The sequence below is a fragment of the Pseudoalteromonas sp. M58 genome, assembly GCF_042604605.1.
In the GTDB taxonomy this organism is placed as follows: domain Bacteria; phylum Pseudomonadota; class Gammaproteobacteria; order Enterobacterales; family Alteromonadaceae; genus Pseudoalteromonas; species Pseudoalteromonas tetraodonis.
The window spans coordinates 379,407-399,065 of sequence record NZ_CP152391.1 but is presented as its reverse complement, the minus strand read 5'-3'; the positions used below and the strand labels follow the sequence as shown (position 1 = coordinate 399,065).

Sequence of the window (19,659 nt, the reverse complement as noted above, 5' to 3'; positions counted from 1 at the left end):
CCATTAATCGGTGAACATATCTCGATTAAGGTTATATTTACTCATTTTATCGTAGAGGGTTTTACGCGCAATTTGTAAGGTTGCCATAGTATCTTTAATGCTGCCATGGTTAAGCTCTAGCGCCTCTTCAATTAAGGATTGCTCATAAAAGCTGACCTTTTCGGCTAGGCTCAAATCTAATGATAGCGTGCTGTTGCTTGAGTCACTTTGTGCAAATGCCAGATCGGGGCCTAGCAATACCGCGCGCTCGGCTTGATTTCTCAATTCCCGCACATTGCCAGGCCAATCGTGCGCTAGTAAACGTTGTTGTAGTTCAATATTGAGCGCCCCTAACGGTTTATGAAAGCGGGTCGCAGCAATAGAACTAAAATGCTTAAATAACAGTGGAATATCTGCTTTTCTATCTCTTAATGCAGGGATGCTGACTTTTACTAAACTAAGTCGGTAATATAAGTCGGCTCTAAACTCACCTTTTTCTACCAGCGAAAGTAAATCGACTTTGGTGGCTGCGACAATACGAATATCAAGCTCGATGGCTTTATTAGCACCAACGGGGGTTACTTTTCGCTCTTCAAGCACCCGTAGTAATTTAACTTGAAGCGATAAAGGAGTGCTTTCAATTTCATCTAAAAAAACGGTGCCGCCTTGTGCAAACTCAAATTTACCTTTGCGATCGTGTGTTGCGCCAGTAAAGGCTCCGCTGATAGCCCCAAACAGTTCGCTTTCTATTAATTGCTCTGGGACTGCGCCACAGTTAATAGCCACAAACTGACAGCTTGAACGGTTACTATGGTCGTGTAAATAACGGGCAACCAATTCTTTACCTGTGCCAGTTTCACCTTCAATCAGCACATCAGCCGGAGTATCTATCACCGTGTTGAGTAGGTTCATCATATGCTGCATTTTAAGCGTATCACCTAAAATACGCACACCGGGCGCCGACGTTTTCTCAACCGCGCGCTTCAGCGCTCTGTTTTCCATTACTAAAGCACGTTTATCTGAGGCTCTGGCAATACAATCTAATAAATTTTCGTTCAGTGGTTTTTCAAATAAATCATACGCGCCCAATTGCATCGCTTTTACCGCAACAGAGACATCAGCATAACCGGTTAAAAATATCACGGGTAGTTCGCTATCGAATGCTTTTACCTGCTCAATAAAGGTTAAACCATCCATAGTGGGCATGTTTATGTCACTAAGTACAATGCCACAAAAACTGCGATTTAAGCGACTTAAGGCAACACTTGCATCACTAAAACACTGTACCTCATACCCCTCAAGCGTTAATAGCTGATTCAATGAATCGCGGATCATCGCTTCATCATCAATAACAATAATCTGTTTGCAAACAACGGCTTCAATCATTTTTAGTGGCCTCTATGCTTGATAAACTAATAATAAATTGCGCACCGCCTTCAGGGCGATTATGTGCAGTTAAGTAACCATTAAATGATTCAATAATTTGCTTTGAAATCGACAAGCCCAGCCCTAAACCGTTACTTGATTTAGTACTATAAAAAGGTTCAAAAATAGACCCCAGCACATGATGCTCAATACCAGGGCCACTATCTAATATAGAAAGCTTAACGCGCTCTTCAAAGCATTCAACATCAAAACTGAGCTCTCTAACTGGCTCACCTTTCATTGCCTGTGATGCATTGGTGATCACATTAACCAGTACTTGCTCAAATTTTAATGCATCAACCCACACCGTGATCTCTTGCGAAAACTGCGGTGCACTTACGTTAACATCGTCTTGTTTAAGTTGCGGATGGGTGATCATCAACGCATTGTTTAATAACGCCGACAGTGGATGAGGTCGCAGTTGCATGGCCGCCGGTTTACTAAAGTGTTTAAGCTGCGCCACTATTTTATGCACCCGCTCTACCAAATTCTCGATAATGATTAAGTTTTCACTTAATGCGTTGAGCTTTCCCTTTTTTAGGAAAATTTTAGCACTGGCTAAATAGGTGTTCATTGCGCTGAGCGGTTGGTTAATTTCGTGATTAATGCCCGCACTCAATTGCCCAATAGTGGCTAATTTTGCCGACTGTACTAATGCGGTTTGGGCTTTTTCGAGTGCTTGGGTACGCTCTAGTACTTCGAGCTCTAAACTGTGACGCGAATACAGTAATTTTTTATACCCGGCAAAGCGTGCCAATAAGCTATATCCAACAAAAATAAACACCCAATAAAACAACACTAGCCATAACAATCTAGGCACCTGTAAGGCGTTAATGTTTGAAATATCAACAAGCACTGTCATGGTTGCATTCAGATGCGTTAAGGGTCTTGAGGCGGCAACGTATTCATCTTTAGCAATTTTAAATTGCTCAATGCCCTGGCTTTTGTAGCGCTGTTGTTTAATTTGTAGCGGTTGATGATCTAAGTAAGCACGGCGCTGTTTAATATCACGACGCGCGGTAATATCAAGCTCTGTAAAACTATTTAAACGCCATTCGGGTTCATCCGACATGGCAATAATATTATCGGCAAGTTGCAAATAAAAATGGCTTCCTTTTGAGGTATTTAAAAGCGAACGATCGTTTTCAAATTTAGCGACATTAATTTTAAGCGCCACCACGCCAATGGCTTTTCCATCTAGGTAAATAGCTTGGGAAAAATAAATTCCGCGCTCTTTTGAGCGCTGACCAAGTGCAAAGTATGCGACCTTTTCACCGGCAAACGCTTGTTTAAAATAAGGTCTAAATGCAAAGTTACTACCTAAAAATGTATAGTCGGTTTGCCAGTTACTACTGGCAATAACATCGCCATGAGTATCTAGTATGTATACATCTGAGGCACCACTGGCTTGTTGAATATCAGCAAGGTAATTGTTAATTGCATTAAAGTGTTGTGATTCATTATTAGTAAAACGAATCAATACGTTATTTTCAGTTAGCAGCTGAGGGATAGCCGCAAATCGAGCGAGTTCGTTATCGATATAATTATTTAATTGGATGACTTGTTGATCAGCTTGAATTTTGGCTTGCCCTAAATCATAAGCACGACCAAACGAAAAGGTGACCACCAATAATAGTACTAACAATATACAGGCAAAAATAATTTTTTTGGGGATGGAGAACATAAACGCCTATGACAACTATGATGCCAATAATAAGTAATAGCTAATATTGTAACGAGTTATCCCCCTTTGCAGAAGAAACTTTTTGTTAACAATTGTACTGAAACTAAAAAACCGTGAAATATTACATTCCACGGTTTAATCACCTTTTAAGGTGTGCTGTTTTAGCTTAATTTACGCTTTTACAACGACAGGTTTGTCTTTAAAGTATTTGTATAAGCCAATTAATGAGGCTGCAATCCAAAATATTTCAATCACAAAGCTTGCTAAGTTAAAGTTATAACAAAGGCTAATAAGTAACAAAATAGCGCCACTTAAATTCATTAAGTTATACGTTAAACTTTTAGGTGAAACTTTATTTAGTTGCAGCAAAAAAAATGAACCAACCACTAAAAAAGTGCCACTCATACCAACAATATCAAATAAAAGTGCGATCACACGTCTATCCTTTTCCATTTTAAAACCCAACTGACTGGCCCAATCCATGGGGAGGGTTTTTTTCAATCATTGAAACAGCAAAACCAGCGAAGTTTACCAGTGCAAAAAAAGCAAACAAGGGCTTATGTCCGCCCCGCACTACTTTAGGCTATAAACGAAACGTTTATTTAAACGTGACTTTACCACCAATCATTTTATAGGCAAGGGTTCCTCTTATAATTGTGGGGCGGGCAAAAGGTCGTTCACAGCCTGGACATACGCATTCAGTATGGGTGTGATCTTGGGTTATTCTTTCTATAAAACATTTTACTAAAGCACCTTTGCCACCTTTACGGTATTTGAATAACGGTGCCTTACACGCAGAACAAAATATATCGACCGTTTTTGTAGGCCCTTTTTTATTGGGCTTAGCCATACTTCCTCAATAATTACTTTACGATTAGTTAATAGCATAATGCTATCACATCAGGGTAGAAAATAATGAACGGCTGTTGCGCTAATACATTTTTTAAACAGTCGGTAGATAACTCTACTTTATAAACGATTCGCTTTAGGCTTTTATCGATAAACGGGTTAATTGAGCTGATAACACATTCATATTAAAAGGCTTTACGATAAACCCTGACACTTTAGCATTAATCGCTTTTTTGACAGTCGAAGAACTATCTTCACAGGTCACCATAAGTACAGGAAGGTTTTTCAGCTCGGCATCTTTTCTAATATTATCAAGTAAAGTAATGCCATCCATTTTAGGCATATGAAGGTCTGTTATAACCAAATCAAACATTTGATTTTGCAGTATGTTTAATGCTTGAAGCCCATCTGTGGCTTCAACAATATCTTTATAATTTAACTGCCTTAACATATTAATTAATACATGACGCATTAACGGCATATCATCAACAACAAGTATTTTCATGCGTATGTTTTACCAAAATAGCTGCGAGCAAATTTTCGTTAAAACAAAGTAAAGGCGACACGCCAATCTAAAAGGTATTAACAAAAACGTGTTATGTGTAGTAACAACATTAGTTAACAATACCTATTGCCGCAAGTAATCAGATGGATACTTGTATCCCCTTATTTTAGCTAAACAAAAGTTTAAAAAACTGCAAACGAAGCTTGGGTTACATGTGCTAAGCTTTTTGCACTTAGTGTTACTTCTAACCCTCGTTTTCCGGCACTAACATATATCATTTCAAAATCTAACGCACTGGAGTGTATGTATGTTTTTAGCCGTTTTTTTTGGCCAAGGGGGCTTACTCCTCCCAAAATATAACCGGTACTCGCCTGCACTTTATGTGGGTCTGCCATCATCACTTTTTTTACTGCACAAAGCTTCGCAAGCTGTTTTAAATTAACCTGCTGAGTGACGGGAGTCACCGCTACAATAAGCTGTTGCTCTGAGGTTTCAAGCACTAGGGTTTTAAATACTTGGGCGCTATTTAGATTAAGCTTTTCAACCGCTTCGAGGCCGTAATTAGTATTGTTTATATCGTGCTCGTAACTAAGTATGTCAAACTTAATATCGCTTTTTTTTAGCTGCTCTATAGCGGGGGTCATCTGATAAAGTCCAAAATAAATTTCCCTAATAATTTAGCACATTAAACATAAAAAAACGGCGCTAAAAAAGCGCCGTTTTTACTAGGGTCTATTGATCCGACTAATTACTTAGTTAAGTCATCAAAAAACTTTTTAACCCCATCAAAAAAACCTTGCTCTTTAGGGCGGTTTTTTGAGCTGTCTTTGCCCATACTTTCATCTAATTCTTTAAGTAAGTCACGTTGACGCTCGTTTAAATTAACTGGCGTTTCAATCACAACCTTACAAATTAAATCGCCTTGAGCGCCACTGCGTACTGACTTAACACCTTTGCCACGCATACGGAACATTTTGCCCGTTTGTGTTTCTGACGGTATTTTAAGCTTTGCACGCCCATCAAGCGTTGGCACTTCAATTTCACCGCCAAGGCCTGCGGTGGTAAAGCTTATTGGTACTTCACAATATAAATTATTAGCTTCACGAACAAATATTTTGTGTTCACGAACAGATACTTGCACATACAAGTCACCTGCTGGTGCACCATGCATGCCTGCTTCGCCTTCACCTGATAAGCGAATACGATCGCCAGTATCTACGCCTGCCGGGATTTTAACCGATAGCGTTTTAGTTTTTTCTACACGGCCTTGCCCATGACATTTATTACAAGGATCTGAAATGATCTGACCTTGGCCATGACACGTCGGACAGGTTTGCTGCACGGCAAAAAAACCTTGGCGCATTTGTACTTGGCCTGCACCATGACAGGTTGTACATGTTTTTGGTTTAGAGCCCGCTTTAGCACCACTGCCATCACATGGTTCACAACTAACCCAAGTAGGTACTTTAATCTCAACGTCTTTACCACGAACCGCTTCTTCTAAGCTTAAGTCCATGTTGTAACGTAAATCTGAGCCACGTTGCTGGCGTGATTGACGTCGACCACCGCCGCCACCAAAAATATCACCAAATACGTCACCAAAAATATCACCAAAATCACCTTGGCCGCCGCCAAAGCCACCGTGACCACCGCCACCACCTTGTTCGAAGGCTGCATGGCCGTATTGGTCATACATTTGACGCTTTTGCGCATCAGTCAGTATTTCGTAAGCTTCTTTAACTTCCTTGAATTTAGTTTCAAGGTCTTTATCACCGGCGGTACGATCGGGGTGATATTTCATCGCTAAGCGTTTATACGCTTTTTTTATGTCTCGCTCACTCGCATCTTTGCTTACGCCGAGGACTTCGTAATAATCGCGTTTTGACATATCTATCACACTACTCTTTTCTATTTACAGCGTTAGCTGCTGGACAAACCGATAAATCATATCGATTTATCATTGAATTTTTAAAGCGTTTTATTCACTTCTCTTTACATGCAAAAGGCGCGTTAAGCTTTAGCCTACGCGCCTCATGTGTTCATCCTAACTCAAACACTTGATTTGGTCATGTGTTTTAAATTAGCGAGAAGCGTTAGCAACAATTACTTGTCGTCTTTAACTTCTTCGAACTCTGCATCAACAACATCGTCATCTTGTTTAGCTGACTGTTGTTGTTCACCAGCGTCACCACCAGCTTGTTGTGCTTTAGCTTGAGCGATTTCCATTAGCTTTTGAGACTTTTCAGCAAGCGCTTGCGTTTTCGCTTCAATCTCTGCTTTGTCGTCACTCTTAATTGCTGCTTCTAGGTCCACAACAGCCGCTTCAATCGCGTCTTTGTCTTCGCTTGGCAGAGCATCACCCGCTTCTTCAATTTGCTTACGTGTACCGTGAACAAGTGCATCAGCTTGGTTACGTGCAGCTACTAACTCTTCAAACTTTTTATCGTCTTCAGCGTGCGCTTCTGCATCACGAACCATTTTTTCAACTTCTTCATCGCTTAAGCCAGAAGATGCTTGAATAGTGATTTTTTGCTCTTTACCTGTATCTTTATCTTTTGCAGATACATGTAAGATACCATCGGCATCAACATCGAATGTTACTTCGATTTGTGGCGTACCACGTTGTGCTGGGCGAATGCCTTCTAGGTTAAATTGACCTAGCGATTTGTTATCACTTGAACGTTTACGCTCACCTTGTAACACATGAATAGTTACTGCAGATTGATTATCTTCTGCTGTTGAGAATGTTTGCGATTTCTTAGTAGGAATCGTGGTGTTTTTCTCAATCAGTGCTGTCATTACTGACCCCATCGTCTCAATACCTAGAGATAATGGTGATACGTCTAGTAATAGTACGTCTTTCACGTCACCTGCAAGTACACCACCTTGAATCGCAGCACCCACAGCTACCGCTTCATCAGGGTTAACGTCTTTACGTGGCTCTTTACCAAAGAATTCAGCAACTGTTCTTTGAACAAGTGGCATACGCGTTTGACCACCCACTAGAATGATATCGTTGATATCGTTCACAGACAGGTCAGCATCAGCTAATGCGCGTTTAAGCGGTTCAATCGACTTAGTCACTAAGTCTTCAACCAGTGACTCAAGCTTAGCACGTGTTAATTTCACGTTCATGTGCTTAGGACCTGATGCATCAGCGGTTACGTACGGAAGGTTAACTTCTGTAGATTGTGCTGATGAAAGCTCAATTTTTGCTTTCTCTGCTGCTTCTTTAACACGTTGCATTGCAAGCGGATCATTTTGTAAATCGATACCTTGATCTTTCTTGAATTCAGCAACTAAGTAGTTGATTACACGGTTATCAAAATCTTCACCACCTAAGTGAGTGTCACCATTTGTCGCAAGTACTTCAAATGTGTGCTCGCCTTCAACTTCATCAATTTCAATGATTGATAAATCGAAAGTACCACCACCTAAGTCGTATACCGCTACTACGTTTTCGCCACGGTTTTTATCCATACCGTATGCAAGGGCTGCAGCTGTTGGCTCATTGATAATACGTTTTACTTCAAGACCCGCAATACGGCCCGCATCTTTTGTAGCTTGACGTTGTGAATCGTTAAAGTATGCCGGTACTGTGATTACCGCTTCAGTTACTTCTTCACCTAAGAAGTCTTCAGCCGTTTTCTTCATTTTTTTCAGTACTTCAGCAGAAATTTGTGGTGCAGCGCGTTTTTCACCGCCTGCTTCTACCCATGCATCGCCATTATCTGCTTTGATAATTTTGAAAGGCATGATGCCGATATCACGTTGTACTTCTTCGTCTTCAAAGCGACGACCAATTAAACGTTTGATTGCAAATAACGTGTTTGTTGGGTTAGTTACCGCTTGACGTTTTGCAGGTTGACCTACTAACGTTTCACCGTCTTGCGTATAAGCAATAATAGACGGGGTTGTGCGATCGCCTTCCGCATTTTCAATAACACGTGCTTTGTCACCATCAAGTACTGCAACACAAGAGTTAGTAGTACCTAAATCGATTCCAATAATTCTACCCATGAATCTTCTCCAACTTCTAAATTCGTTAATACATTCGATGACTAGTTAATAGGGATGCCATAAACTTAATTCAACTGTAAAAATGAAAAAAAACGCATTTTTTTTAATTTATTTACTAAATAACCCTAAAAAGAGTAGGGATTGCTCATTTTTTGTAATTTGGGAGCTTATTTATTATCTGGTCTGATGAGTTTGGGTGTGATATAAATTTAGCAAATAACAGCAAAAGGACATTATTTGTGCACTTTGAACAATTATTAAAACAAGCAGCCCAAGCGAGTCAGGAAACTGACCCGTTAACCGATACCATGCAGTTTCCTGCTAACTGGTGCCAAGGTCGTACTGCTTTTGGTGGCCTCTCTGCTGCGCTACTTTATCAAGCAATGCGCAATAAAGTTGATTCATCAAGAAGACTGCTTTCTTTAAGTACAAACTTTGTAGGGCCATTATTGGCTGAAAAACCGTTTTCATTATCGGTAGAAATATTACGTGAAGGTAAAAGCAGTACCCAAGTGCTCGCCAAAGCGATTCAAGATGATGCGGTGTGTGTCATCGTGCAGGCCTGTTTTGCAAAAAATCGTAACTCATCAATTAATGTGCCGGTATCAAAGTCGTTAACCTTACACCCTGTAAACGAAGGCCATTGTTTAGGCTTTGTACCTGGGAAAATGCCAGAATTTTTTCAGCATGTTGATTTATGCCCGCAACAAGGCGCCATGCCGTTTAGTAGTGCGCAAACCTCTCACCTTGGTGGTTGGATGCGATTTAAACACACGCCTGAAGAAATTACAGAAGCTCATGTTATTGCTCTTACTGACGCATGGCCGCCAACATTACTACAAATGTTTAAGCAACCTGCACCGGCTAGTAGCATGTCGTGGTATTTAGAATTTGTACAAGCGCCTAATTTAGCACCAGGTGAATGGTTGGGTTTTGAAGCAATCACTCATCATTCAAAAGATGGCTACGGCTTAGAAGATGGCTGTATTTGGTCGCAATCGGGTGAGCTTATTGCACTCACCCGCCAAACGGTTGCCTTATTTGATTAATTAAAAACGAGTGAAGTCGCGCTGGGTATATTGCTTATCTAAGTTAAGCATTATGGTGCGATATTCACCGCTTTGAATTATATTTGCTAAGCCTTTGTCAAACTGCTGTCTCAGCAAATCATTGTTAAAATACGCAGGCCTTGCCGCAGGTGGAAAAATAGCATGAATAACAAAATCTTTAGTGGCATTGGTTTTTTGATATTCCTTTAAGTAGTGAAGAAATATACGCCTATCGAGAATAATCGTATCAACCCACCCTGCCATTAAATGGTGTATCTGCGCTTGTTGATTGAATACCTCTTCATAGCCTCTCAAGTTTTCCAAGTTATGACCAAATTCTTTGGGTAAATAAGCAGGCGCATTTTGAAATGCTAAAACACTTTTAGTCGCCAGATCGTAAATACTATTAATAGTGAAGTTACTCTTTTTAAGACTCACCACCACATTCTCATAACTAACAACCGATTGGCTTCGATATATGCCAGCAATTAAAATACCCGAGTAATTTAATGCAATATCAACATGGCCTTGATTCAATAAAGCATCTGCACGCTGATTTGACATGTAATGTACATCAACCTCATTTATGTCTTGATTGTTAAGTGCTGCCTTTACAATCTCGAGCTGAATACCTGAATCATTTTCACTTATTACATAAGGCGCAACAGTAGGGTTAGCCGCAATTATGACTCGTTGCTGCTTAATATCATTAACAAATGCAAAACTATCGCCACATAAACACACTAAGGCCAATAAAAATACAACTTTCACTCTTTCACCTAATCCGTTTTTATTTTCAGTTATTGGGGTTACTTTTCTTTAGTAATTTAGCCGCAGCGTTTGTATTTAACTATTATTTATAGCAATATTTAAATTATTGAATTAATTATAAGCTAACATTTTGCAAACTGCCTGCCCAAGCTGTGATCTTATCATTGATATTCCCGAGATTAATGCCAAACAAGTGGCATTGTGCCCACGCTGTAGCCATAAAGTCCGCGGTATTAATATAAACCATGACACTGAAATAGTCGCACTGAGTTTAAGCGCATTATTAATGTTGCTCAGCAGTATGTTTTATCCGTTTATCTCTTTTAGTAGTAATGGCATTACCCAAACTATTACTCTGCCCGACGCAGCACGGATTTTATTTAACTATGATAGTGACTTACTCGGCCTATTTATTGATATCAGCATTATTATTCTGCCTATGAGTTTACTGATTATTTTGATCCCTTTGCATTTAGGCGCACTCAAAGCACTGCCGCAAGCAGTTGCAAGAAAACTATTAAAATTCACATTAACGCTAGAGCCTTGGATCATGTCAGAAATATTTCTGATTGGTGTTTTAGTTAGCATGGTAAAAATAATGTCATTGGCTGAAGTTAGCTTTGGTATCAGTTTTTTTGCCTATGTGGGATTTGTTATTTTTTATGTTAGTGCATTGACGCGTTTAAATCGTGCTAGGCTGTGGTCACAAGTAAGCCCTGCCACTACACTTCAAAATACTTCAACCGCTGAGCGGGCTATTGATGAGAATATAAAAGCCTGCCATGTTTGCCATCAACTAAGCGTTGAATCAATCTGCCCTCGTTGCCACAGTAAAACGTATTTAAGAAACCCCTACAGCGTACAAAAAGCGGCTGCATGGTTAGTTACTTCTCTGATTTGTTATATTCCTGCGAATTTGCTCCCCATTATGTACACTATTAGCCTAGGGGATGAAACACCTGCAACCCTTATTTCGGGTGTTATTACGTTATGGAATAGTGGATCGTATCCTATTGCTATTATTATATTTTTTGCCAGTGTGGTGGTACCGTTAGCCAAAGCGCTTATTTTGAGCTTTTTGTGTTTTATGGTTACAAAACCCGCTAACCTGCATACAAAAGGTTACACAAAAGTGTATCAACTTACTGAATTTATAGGTAAATGGTCTATGATTGATGTGTTTGTTGTGGCTATATTAGTTGCACTGGTGCAGCTAGGAAATTTAATGTCGGTTACACCCGGTTTGGGCATTGTCTTTTTTACCGTTATGGTATTATGCCAAATGATGGCGGCACACGCATTTGACCCTCGCCTACTGTGGGACTCACCAAAAATAATAACGCAGAGAATAAAGCATGACTAAAACAGCTAACATAGCACAAAAATCAAGTATTTCTGCAATTTGGATTATTCCTGTGGTTGCCTTATTTGTTGGTGTTTGGATGCTTTATCAGTATCAATTAAATAAAGGGCAAACAATCTACATCACTATGCCCCAAGCAGAGGGGATTATTGCTGGTAAAACAGAAATAAAAGTGCGAAGTGTTAAAATAGGTCAAATTGATCACGTCCGCCTTTCTGACAGCCAAGACAGTGTAATTGCCCGAGCACAAATAGATAAAAACTATGATAATTTACTCACCGAAGATGCCAGTATTTGGGTAGTAAAGCCGCGCATTGATGAAACTGGGATCAGTGGTATGAGTACCCTACTTTCAGGGGTTTATTTAGAGCTTTCACCGGGAGAAAGTAACCGACTTAAAAAGCGCTTTACCCTGCAAGAAGAGCCCGCATTAATTGGTAAACATGTTCAAGGTGGACGCTTTAAGTTACTCAGTTACAATGCTGAGGTACTTGATGTGAGTACTGGTATATTTTTTAAAAACTACAAAATAGGCCAAATAGAAACCGCCACCTTTGATTGGAAAAACCAAGCAATGCAATACGGTATTTTTATTAAAGCCCCCTATGAGAACCTGATCACTTTAAACTCTATTTTTTGGGTTAACTCAGGTATTGAGATAGATCTTTCTGCTGATGGCATAAACATTAATACCGGTTCACTAAGCAAATTATTAAAAGGCGGTATTTCTGTTGGCTTACCTGATCAGCAAGCCCCTGGCGATTTAGCACAAGATGGTCATAGCTTTTCTTTGAGTCAAAGTTATAAGCAAGCTTTAGAAGAGCGTTTCTATGATTTTGATTATTACCTTATTGAATTCGAACAATCGATTAGAGGACTCCGTGTTGGTGCGCCAGTTGAGTATAGAGGTACTCGCGTCGGCACAGTGGTTGAAGCGCCCGCCAATGTAATTATAGATGGGAAACCGGCTCATTTTCGCGCTAAAAATACCGCAGTTCCGGTATTGATAAAAGTAGAATATGGTCGTTTATACCATATCACCTCGGTAGCAAAAGAGTATTGGGAAACAAGCGTTAACGAGTGGATTGAAAATGGCATGAGAGCGTCACTTAAACCGGGTAATTTGCTAACCGGAGCAGTTTACGTCGATTTTGACTTTTATACCGACACCCCAAAAAGCGAGCTTAAAAAGCTTGCTCAATACGATGTGTTTCCTAGTGTATCGAGCGGTATAACGGTACTTGCCGATCAAGTATCGGATGTACTTAATAAAGTGAATAATTTAAAAATTGAAGACAGTTTGGCAAAAATGCAATCAACCTTTAGCGAGTATCAAGCTCTGGCCAGTGAGATGCGCACATTATTAAATAAGCCCGATACACAAAATTTACCTGGCGACTTTAATCGTAATCTCGAAAAAATAACCAAAAGTATGGAACAATTTGAAATAACCATGCGCCAGTTTGATAAAACCATGGCAAGCTATCAAGCAGGCTCTCAAATGCACTATCAACTTGAGCAAACACTGCTACAAATTAAACGTTTAACAGAAGAGTTTCAGCCTCTTACCCGTGGCTTAAACGAGCAACCTAATATGCTCATTTTTGACAAATCACTACCTAACGATCCACAACCGAGGAAGCAATAATGAAGGCACTATTTTTACTTTTAACGGGTGTGATCTTTATCAGTGGTTGCAGCTCTGCTATTCAAACAACAATTCAGTATTACCAATTTGAGCAGCCCATTAATGACTCTTCGCGAAATGTGCAAGATACACAGGCACAACTGCGCGTGCAAACAGTCACCCTAAGAGGCGCATTGAATAATCGGGGTATTGCTATGAAAGTAGATAGTAATCAAATCCATGCTGCTAATTATCATCTATGGGGTGAGTCGCCAGATGTTATGCTCAGTGCCAGCGCGCAGCAAACATTATTTAATACCATGACAAACTGGATGGTTATTAAAGGCTTACCCGTTATTACTGACCAACAGCAACAAACATTTTACGAATTAGAATACGAACTACACCACTTTAACGGTGATCTGCAAGGTAATGCAGATATTTCAGGGCTATGGCGTTTATACTACACTCACCCAGAATCGGGTAGGCGTTTACTAAGCATCCATAATTTTTCATCTGTTATGCCAATCGATGATGATGGCTATGATTCATTGGTGGCTACTCTTGAAAAAATGTGGCAACAAATCAACATCCTTGCGGCAAAAGAAATTGAAAAAGCGCGAATTTAATTTCACTCTGTATTAAGTAAATATACATCTACCGCAATGTTAGTGCTTTCTATGATCACTTGACCTTGGGTTTTAAAACCGAGCTTTTGTAATACATTTTTTGATGCGCGGTTATCACAGCGGGCGATCGCCGTAACCTGGTTAATCCCCAAGTTTTTTCTATGGCTTAGCAAGGTATTTGCCGCTTCAAAAATATAGCCCTTTTTTTCAAAACCGTCTTTTAGCGCAAACCCTAAATCGGGATATTGCAGAACAGCTCGCTGATAAAACCCAACAATACCAACTAGTGTTTCATCATGTAATGCGATTATATAAGGCCCAAAGCCATGCTGCTTATGGGCAGATATAAAACTGTCTTTGATGTATTTTTTAGCGTCGTCTAAGGTATAAATACCTTTATCACCAATGTATTTGGTGAAATTAGCCTGATTAACCAACTTAAATAACTCTGCCGCATCTGCTATTTGTGCGAAGCGAATGTGTAAGCGCTCTGTTGTAAAAGCAATATTCAAAATAACTCCTAATAAATTTTTAACGACCCGATATTTTTTTATTGACTGAAATAAAAAAGAAGATTATTTTTGCGCCGATGTTTTTAAAGGCACAACAATAGCGGCATGCATTCCTTGCGCCGTCTGGCGCCAAAGCCAACGCGTTTCACTAAAACTATTAATTTAACATAATTTTTTAAGTGCCCTCCACGCGTGCAAAAGCAGTGACTTGGAAAATGATTTAACAACAAACTTATCATCTTCTTTGTTTTTGTATAAGCAGTTTACTTTTTAAATCTGCTTTTAATTTTGTGATCTTATAAATGCTTGAACCTTCTGCGTTAACTCTACTGCCGCCTGCGGTAGTGGTTGTATTGGCTGTTGTTTTACGCCGCCCTATTTTATCGTTACTGATTGGTGCATTAGTTGGCCTTGTTTTAGCTGACCCTAGCAAAGTTCTCTCAAATTTTGCCAGCACATCACTCAAAGTAATGACAGATGAAACCATTGGTTGGTTAATACTTGTGTGTGGCGGCTTTGGTGCGCTTATTGCCTTATTAGTGCGCACTGGAGGGGCTTCTGCGTTTGGTAGTTTGGCTTTAAAGTACACCCGAGGTAAACGATCCTCCTTATTTATGACCTTTTGTTTGGGTGTCGTGATATTTATTGACGATTATTTAAACGCGCTTACCGTGGGTGAAACCATGAAGCGGATCACCGACAAATTTAAAGTGAGTCGTGAAATGCTCGCTTACGTTGTTGATTCAACGGCAGCGCCTATTTGTGTACTCGTCCCTTTGTCAACGTGGGCTGTATTTTTTGGTGGCCTGTTAGTGGATAACGGCATTGCAGAAGAAGGCAAAGGCATTGCCGTTTATATTCAAGCCATTCCGTACATGTTTTATGCCTGGTTTGCGGTGTTGACTGTGGTGCTGGTTATTGCCGGCGTGATCCCTACTTTTGGCCCCATGAAAAAAGCCGAGCAACAGGCGCTAACTCACGCTCCTACTTTAGAGCCTGCGATTTATACTCAAGTTCAAACCGCCGATGAATATGCAGTAAAAGCAGCGGAGGAACACTTTGAAGATGCGGATCCTAAAGGTAAGTTATATAACTTTTTGTTGCCGATTATTTTATTAGTCGCATTTACCGTATATTTTGAAATAGATGTGTACAAAGGTCTATTAGCGACAATGGCTGTCACTTTACCATTTTATGCGTTACAAAAATTAATGAGCTTTAGCGAAATGATTGAGCGTATGCTGGATGGTTTTAAAAGTATGATCCCCGCAATTGGAACCGTGATTGCCGCCTTTATTTTTAAAGATGTATGCGACTTAATTGGCTTACCACAATTTGTGATTGGCAGCTTAAGCCCATATATGACCGCTGGCTATTTACCTGCGGTGGTATTTATTGCGATGTCGATATTAGCGTTTGCGACGGGTTCAAGTTGGGGGATTTTTGCGGTTTCAATTCCTATTGTCATGCCCCTTGCGACGGCGGTTGATGCAAATATTCCATTGGTGATTGGCGCATTACTTTCAGCGTCTTCATTTGGTAGCCAAGCCTGTTTTTACTCTGATTCAACCGTACTAGCAGCACAAGGCTCTGGCTGTAATTTGATCAGTCATGCTGTAACGCAATTACCTTATACCTTAATTGCTGCAGGCTTTGCCATCATTGGCTTTTTACTTATGGCCTAACATGGCCATGGTAGCCATTTTACTAAAACCATAATTAACGCCGTTAAAACAAAACCCAGTCAACAATGGCTGGGTTTTGTTTGGTTTTTGAGTAATTTCAACTTACTTTTGCAATTTTATATCGCTGTAGTAAGCATCTAAACTCGTCACTTTAGTTTGGTTTGGCAAATCAGCAAACTCGCTATCACTAAACTTACTGCCACGTAATTGCACATTTAAGCGGGCTGCTTGTGGATTTAACATGGTTTGCTGGTAGTAGTCTTTAATATCAGCAAGGGTGACCTTTTCTACTTCTGCAATTAGCTTTTGTTTTGAATCAAAATCAAAGTTTTCACGGTACCAATCGTTAATCAATGGACTCATTTCGTCACTTAAATTCTTTGGCTGTTCTTTTAACGAGACCAACGTTGCATTTTTAAGCTGTGCAAATGTCTCTTCACTCATGGCATTAAGCTCAGAAGCGTACTCTTTTTTGAACTTATCAAAGCGTACTTGAATTTCTTTTGGCCCTTTAACCGGCGTTTGAATAAACAATCCAATACCAGAGTAATCCTCAATAGGACGCGCTAATGCCCCTACCGCATAAGCTAGTTGTTCTTCGGTACGCATTTTGTCAAACGCGATTGTTCTAAAGTGTCCTTGTAAAACCGCCGCCTGCGCTTTTTGTTTGTAACCTGGCGTTGGGTGAATGGTCATATCGACAACGGCTACATCGGCTACATCAATATCTTTGTGTAATACGCGCGCTTCACCTAGTTGTGGTAACCAAGCTTTACTGCGGGCAAACTCAGATTTTGTATGATTATTTGGTAAAATAGCCGTTAATTCAGCAGCAATGGCATCAATATCTTTTTGGTTATAGTTACCATAGCTAAATACGCGTAAGTTATTATTCGCTAAGGTGCTTTGTTTTAAGGCTTGTAAATCAGCGAGTGTCAGTGATTGAGCTGCCTTAATAAGCGCGTCAGTATCAAAACTACCGGTTCGAGTCAGTTTTGAATATTCACTAAACGCTTGTGCATACGGGAACTGTTTTTGCTGATTGAGTAAATCACGTTGATAACGGTCAATCGCTTGGTTAAATGCTTGCGCTGAAATTTTATCGTCAAATCCAGCTAACGCTTGTTTAAGTAAGGTATCTTGTTTATCGGTAAAACCACTTAATGATAAAACTAAACCATTGCTTGAGCTTAAATTAACATTCATACCGGCAATAGCCGCTTCGGTTCGTAGCTGACTTAATTGAGTGTTATATAAATCTGCCCACACAGAATAAAGGACGGTTGAGTTAATATCACGCAACCCTGTTTGTGTGTTGATATACACCTCAACTAAACCTTTGGGTTGCTCTGCAAACTGCTGGCTTGCTTGGCGCCAAATTTTTACACCGTTTTTATCATAGCTAAGTTCTGGGTGTTTTTGCTCTTTAAAAGCCTGCGTTTTAATTGCAAAACTCTCTGGCAGTAAGTTGTTAACACTTGGTAAGGCTAAATTAAATTCACTTGGTTTTTCCCAGCTGGCAATTTCTGCGTCGCTAATATCACTAATTCGGTATTTACCATCATAAAAATGTAATTGTGAATCAGTGTCTTCTTGTTGAGAAATATACCAAACACGTAAGGTGTCTGCGTTAAGTTGTTTTAGTACATTATTAACCGCATCAGCATCAAACTTAGCGTAGTAGTATGGTGCGTTTATCGCATGATTTAACGGATAATCTTGCATGCTTTGAGTCAGCGCACTGACGTAGTTAAACTCATCGCCTTTTTCTAAAAATTTAAACTGGTTATTCAAAGAGGTACGAATTTCATTAAAGTACTTACTATTAACACCTTCACGTTTAATTAAATCAATATATTGCATAATAGTCGCAACAATGGCTTCGCGGTTTTTCATGCCCTCATCAGTCAGCTCTATGTTCACATTTAAAGAGCCATAGTTACCATATTGATTTGGTGAAGCAGATGCTGATAACTGCGATACCCAGCCTTTATCACGTAATATTTGTGCTGGGCTACCTGGCATTTCATTGCTAAGTAAATAGGCAACAAAACGATTAGGTTTTACTGCAAATTCAGTTTGATTATTAGTGATTGTAAAGTCGAGCTGTAATTGTTTAACGTCTTCGTTTGGCGAGTAAAAAACACGTTTACCACCGGCATTATCAAAATCTAGCTTGGCTGATACTTTTGGCTTTTCAATATTTTTATTTTTAATATCAGCGAAGTATTTTTCTGCTTTTTTCTGCATTTCTTCAAGTGGTAAATTAGAAATTAACGCCACTTTCATAATATTTGATGAATAATATTTATTATAAAAATCAACAGTTTCTTTGTGTAATGAACTATCAGCTTTATCGCCTAACGTTTCTAGGTTACCAATTAAGAATCGATTAGCTGGGTGTTCACCCATCATTTTACGTGCAAGTTTAAATTGGCCAAAAAAGTCCATTTCACGACGCATTGACCACTCAGCATTCACTGCATTTTTTTCTTTTTCTGTGTATTCTGGGTAAAGCTTAGGGGCTTTAAAAAAGTCTGAAAAGCGGTCTAAGCCTTCATCAAACGCATCGTTATTAATTTTAAACATGTAGTTTGTAATATCGAGCCACGTATAGGCATTATGCGCTCCGCCGTTTTTAGTCATAAAATCGGAGTACCCTTTAGTGTCAGGGTAGCGCTCAGTGCCTAAAAACAACATATGTTCTAAATAATGCGCCATACCTTGCTGGCTCATTGGGTCGTGCAGCAGGCCGACGCCGACACTCAATGAAGCAGCCGATTTTTCTGCGCTTGGATCAGAAACTAAAATCACTTCAATATCATTGGCAAGTGTTAGTGTTTTATATTCACGGTTATCGTTAGGACTGACAACAAGCGTTGGTGATAAAAGTGATGTTTGTGGTGATTGAGTAAGTGTGGCGGTATTCGAACAACCGCTTAATATTGCCAGTGCAATTGCACTTAAGCCGATGATGTGTTTCATTTTAGTTATATCCATTGCTGTTAAATATGGGCTTAGTGTTATAAAAAGACTAAATCACTTATAAACTACCATTATCAATTAATACTATGCTACTAATTAGCACTTAATTGTGTAACACATTGTGAATAGTTAATATAAATAATAAGGTAAGTTATGGAAAAGATAATAATAATAGCCATGTTCGTTCAGGTAACACTTTCATTAGTTGTGATGGTAATAATGGGAAAACGACGTTTTGCGGCGGCTAAAAACAAACACATACAGTTAAGTGACTTTGCTGCTATGCGACTTGATAATGCGGGCGATCATGTCAGAGTCGCTGATCGTAATTTTAGCAATCAATTTGAAATACCTGTGCTTTTTTATGCGGGTTGTTTACTTGCTTTACAGCTTAATATGGCGAGTGTCCCTATTGCAGTCTTGGCGTGTATATTTGTAGCGACACGCATTATTCATAGCATCATTCACCTTGGTAGTAATCATTTAAGAGCCCGTTTTAGAGTATTTTTGCTAGGCTGCTTATCTGTGTTTGTAATATGGGTAATGTTATTGGTGAGCGTACTTTACAACTAACTA

At 39.6% G+C, this 19,659-nt stretch carries 16 protein-coding genes and 1 pseudogene; 6 read left to right on the top strand and 11 right to left on the bottom strand.

Going from position 1 to position 19,659, the window contains the following annotated elements; all coding sequences use genetic code 11:
- Positions 1-3: 3 nt before the first annotated feature.
- The 8 genes from AAGD16_RS17055 to dnaK form a co-directional block, all read right to left on the bottom strand.
- Positions 4-1,365: a sigma-54-dependent transcriptional regulator gene (locus tag AAGD16_RS17055; RefSeq protein WP_377115347.1), complete on the bottom strand. Its 1,362-nt coding sequence runs from the start codon at positions 1,363-1,365 to the stop codon at positions 4-6.
- Positions 1,358-3,088 (bottom strand): ATP-binding protein, encoded by a 1,731-nt coding sequence (locus AAGD16_RS17050; protein WP_377115344.1) that lies wholly within the window; start codon positions 3,086-3,088, stop codon positions 1,358-1,360. The genes AAGD16_RS17055 and AAGD16_RS17050 overlap by 8 nt, the downstream gene beginning before the upstream one ends.
- A gap of 171 nt (positions 3,089-3,259) precedes the next feature.
- Positions 3,260-3,523 (bottom strand): hypothetical protein, encoded by a 264-nt coding sequence (locus AAGD16_RS17045; RefSeq protein ID WP_029609945.1) that lies wholly within the window; start codon positions 3,521-3,523, stop codon positions 3,260-3,262.
- Between the two features lie 163 nt (positions 3,524-3,686).
- Complete coding sequence (locus AAGD16_RS17040; protein ID WP_377115341.1) at positions 3,687-3,938, bottom strand: hypothetical protein; 252 nt, start codon at positions 3,936-3,938, stop codon at positions 3,687-3,689.
- A 135-nt stretch (positions 3,939-4,073) separates the two neighbouring features.
- Positions 4,074-4,442 carry a response regulator gene (locus tag AAGD16_RS17035; protein ID WP_058155943.1) on the bottom strand — a complete coding sequence of 123 codons (369 nt, stop codon included), beginning with the start codon at positions 4,440-4,442 and terminating at the stop codon, positions 4,074-4,076.
- Positions 4,443-4,624: 182 nt separating this feature from the next.
- Complete coding sequence (gene ybaK, locus AAGD16_RS17030) at positions 4,625-5,086, bottom strand: Cys-tRNA(Pro) deacylase (protein WP_377115339.1); 462 nt, start codon at positions 5,084-5,086, stop codon at positions 4,625-4,627.
- Between the two features lie 104 nt (positions 5,087-5,190).
- Positions 5,191-6,330 (bottom strand): molecular chaperone DnaJ, encoded by a 1,140-nt coding sequence (dnaJ, locus tag AAGD16_RS17025; RefSeq protein ID WP_013463168.1) that lies wholly within the window; start codon positions 6,328-6,330, stop codon positions 5,191-5,193.
- Between the two features lie 215 nt (positions 6,331-6,545).
- Positions 6,546-8,462 carry a molecular chaperone DnaK gene (gene dnaK / locus AAGD16_RS17020; protein ID WP_013463167.1) on the bottom strand — a complete coding sequence of 639 codons (1,917 nt, stop codon included), beginning with the start codon at positions 8,460-8,462 and terminating at the stop codon, positions 6,546-6,548.
- Positions 8,463-8,701: 239 nt separating this feature from the next.
- Between dnaK and AAGD16_RS17015 the strand changes: the two genes are divergently transcribed.
- Positions 8,702-9,511, top strand: coding sequence for a thioesterase family protein (locus AAGD16_RS17015; protein WP_377115336.1), 810 nt, complete (start codon positions 8,702-8,704; stop codon positions 9,509-9,511).
- Here the strand turns inward: AAGD16_RS17015 and AAGD16_RS17010 are convergent, their stop codons facing one another.
- Positions 9,512-10,282 (bottom strand): substrate-binding periplasmic protein, encoded by a 771-nt coding sequence (locus AAGD16_RS17010; RefSeq protein ID WP_368485788.1) that lies wholly within the window; start codon positions 10,280-10,282, stop codon positions 9,512-9,514. It lies immediately after the preceding gene.
- A gap of 130 nt (positions 10,283-10,412) precedes the next feature.
- Here AAGD16_RS17010 and AAGD16_RS17005 point away from each other — a divergent pair.
- From AAGD16_RS17005 to AAGD16_RS16995, 3 genes and pseudogenes are all read left to right on the top strand, one after another.
- Positions 10,413-11,641, top strand: a pseudogene (locus tag AAGD16_RS17005) (PqiA/YebS family transporter subunit).
- Positions 11,638-13,293, top strand: a complete 1,656-nt coding sequence (pqiB, locus tag AAGD16_RS17000; RefSeq protein ID WP_377115333.1) for an intermembrane transport protein PqiB — start codon at positions 11,638-11,640, stop codon at positions 13,291-13,293. The pseudogene AAGD16_RS17005 and the gene pqiB overlap by 4 nt, the downstream one beginning before the upstream one ends.
- Positions 13,293-13,901 (top strand): PqiC family protein, encoded by a 609-nt coding sequence (locus tag AAGD16_RS16995; RefSeq protein WP_028834116.1) that lies wholly within the window; start codon positions 13,293-13,295, stop codon positions 13,899-13,901. Before pqiB ends, AAGD16_RS16995 begins: the two co-directional genes overlap by 1 nt.
- 2 nt (positions 13,902-13,903) lie before the next feature.
- Here AAGD16_RS16995 and AAGD16_RS16990 read toward each other — a convergent pair whose 3' ends face one another.
- Entirely contained in the window at positions 13,904-14,413 is a 510-nt protein-coding gene (locus AAGD16_RS16990) for a GNAT family N-acetyltransferase (RefSeq protein ID WP_377115330.1), read from the bottom strand.
- Positions 14,414-14,715: 302 nt separating this feature from the next.
- Between AAGD16_RS16990 and AAGD16_RS16985 the strand changes: the two genes are divergently transcribed.
- On the top strand, positions 14,716-16,098 hold the full coding sequence (locus AAGD16_RS16985; protein ID WP_008112356.1) for a Na+/H+ antiporter NhaC family protein: 1,383 nt from the start codon (positions 14,716-14,718) through the stop codon (positions 16,096-16,098).
- A gap of 102 nt (positions 16,099-16,200) precedes the next feature.
- On the opposite strand, the gene AAGD16_RS16980 is transcribed toward AAGD16_RS16985, so the two are convergent.
- Positions 16,201-19,083, bottom strand: coding sequence for an insulinase family protein (locus AAGD16_RS16980; protein WP_377115326.1), 2,883 nt, complete (start codon positions 19,081-19,083; stop codon positions 16,201-16,203).
- A 153-nt stretch (positions 19,084-19,236) separates the two neighbouring features.
- On the opposite strand from AAGD16_RS16980, the gene AAGD16_RS16975 reads away from it, so the two are divergent.
- Positions 19,237-19,656 (top strand): MAPEG family protein, encoded by a 420-nt coding sequence (locus AAGD16_RS16975; protein WP_377115323.1) that lies wholly within the window; start codon positions 19,237-19,239, stop codon positions 19,654-19,656.
- Positions 19,657-19,659: the final 3 nt, after the last annotated feature.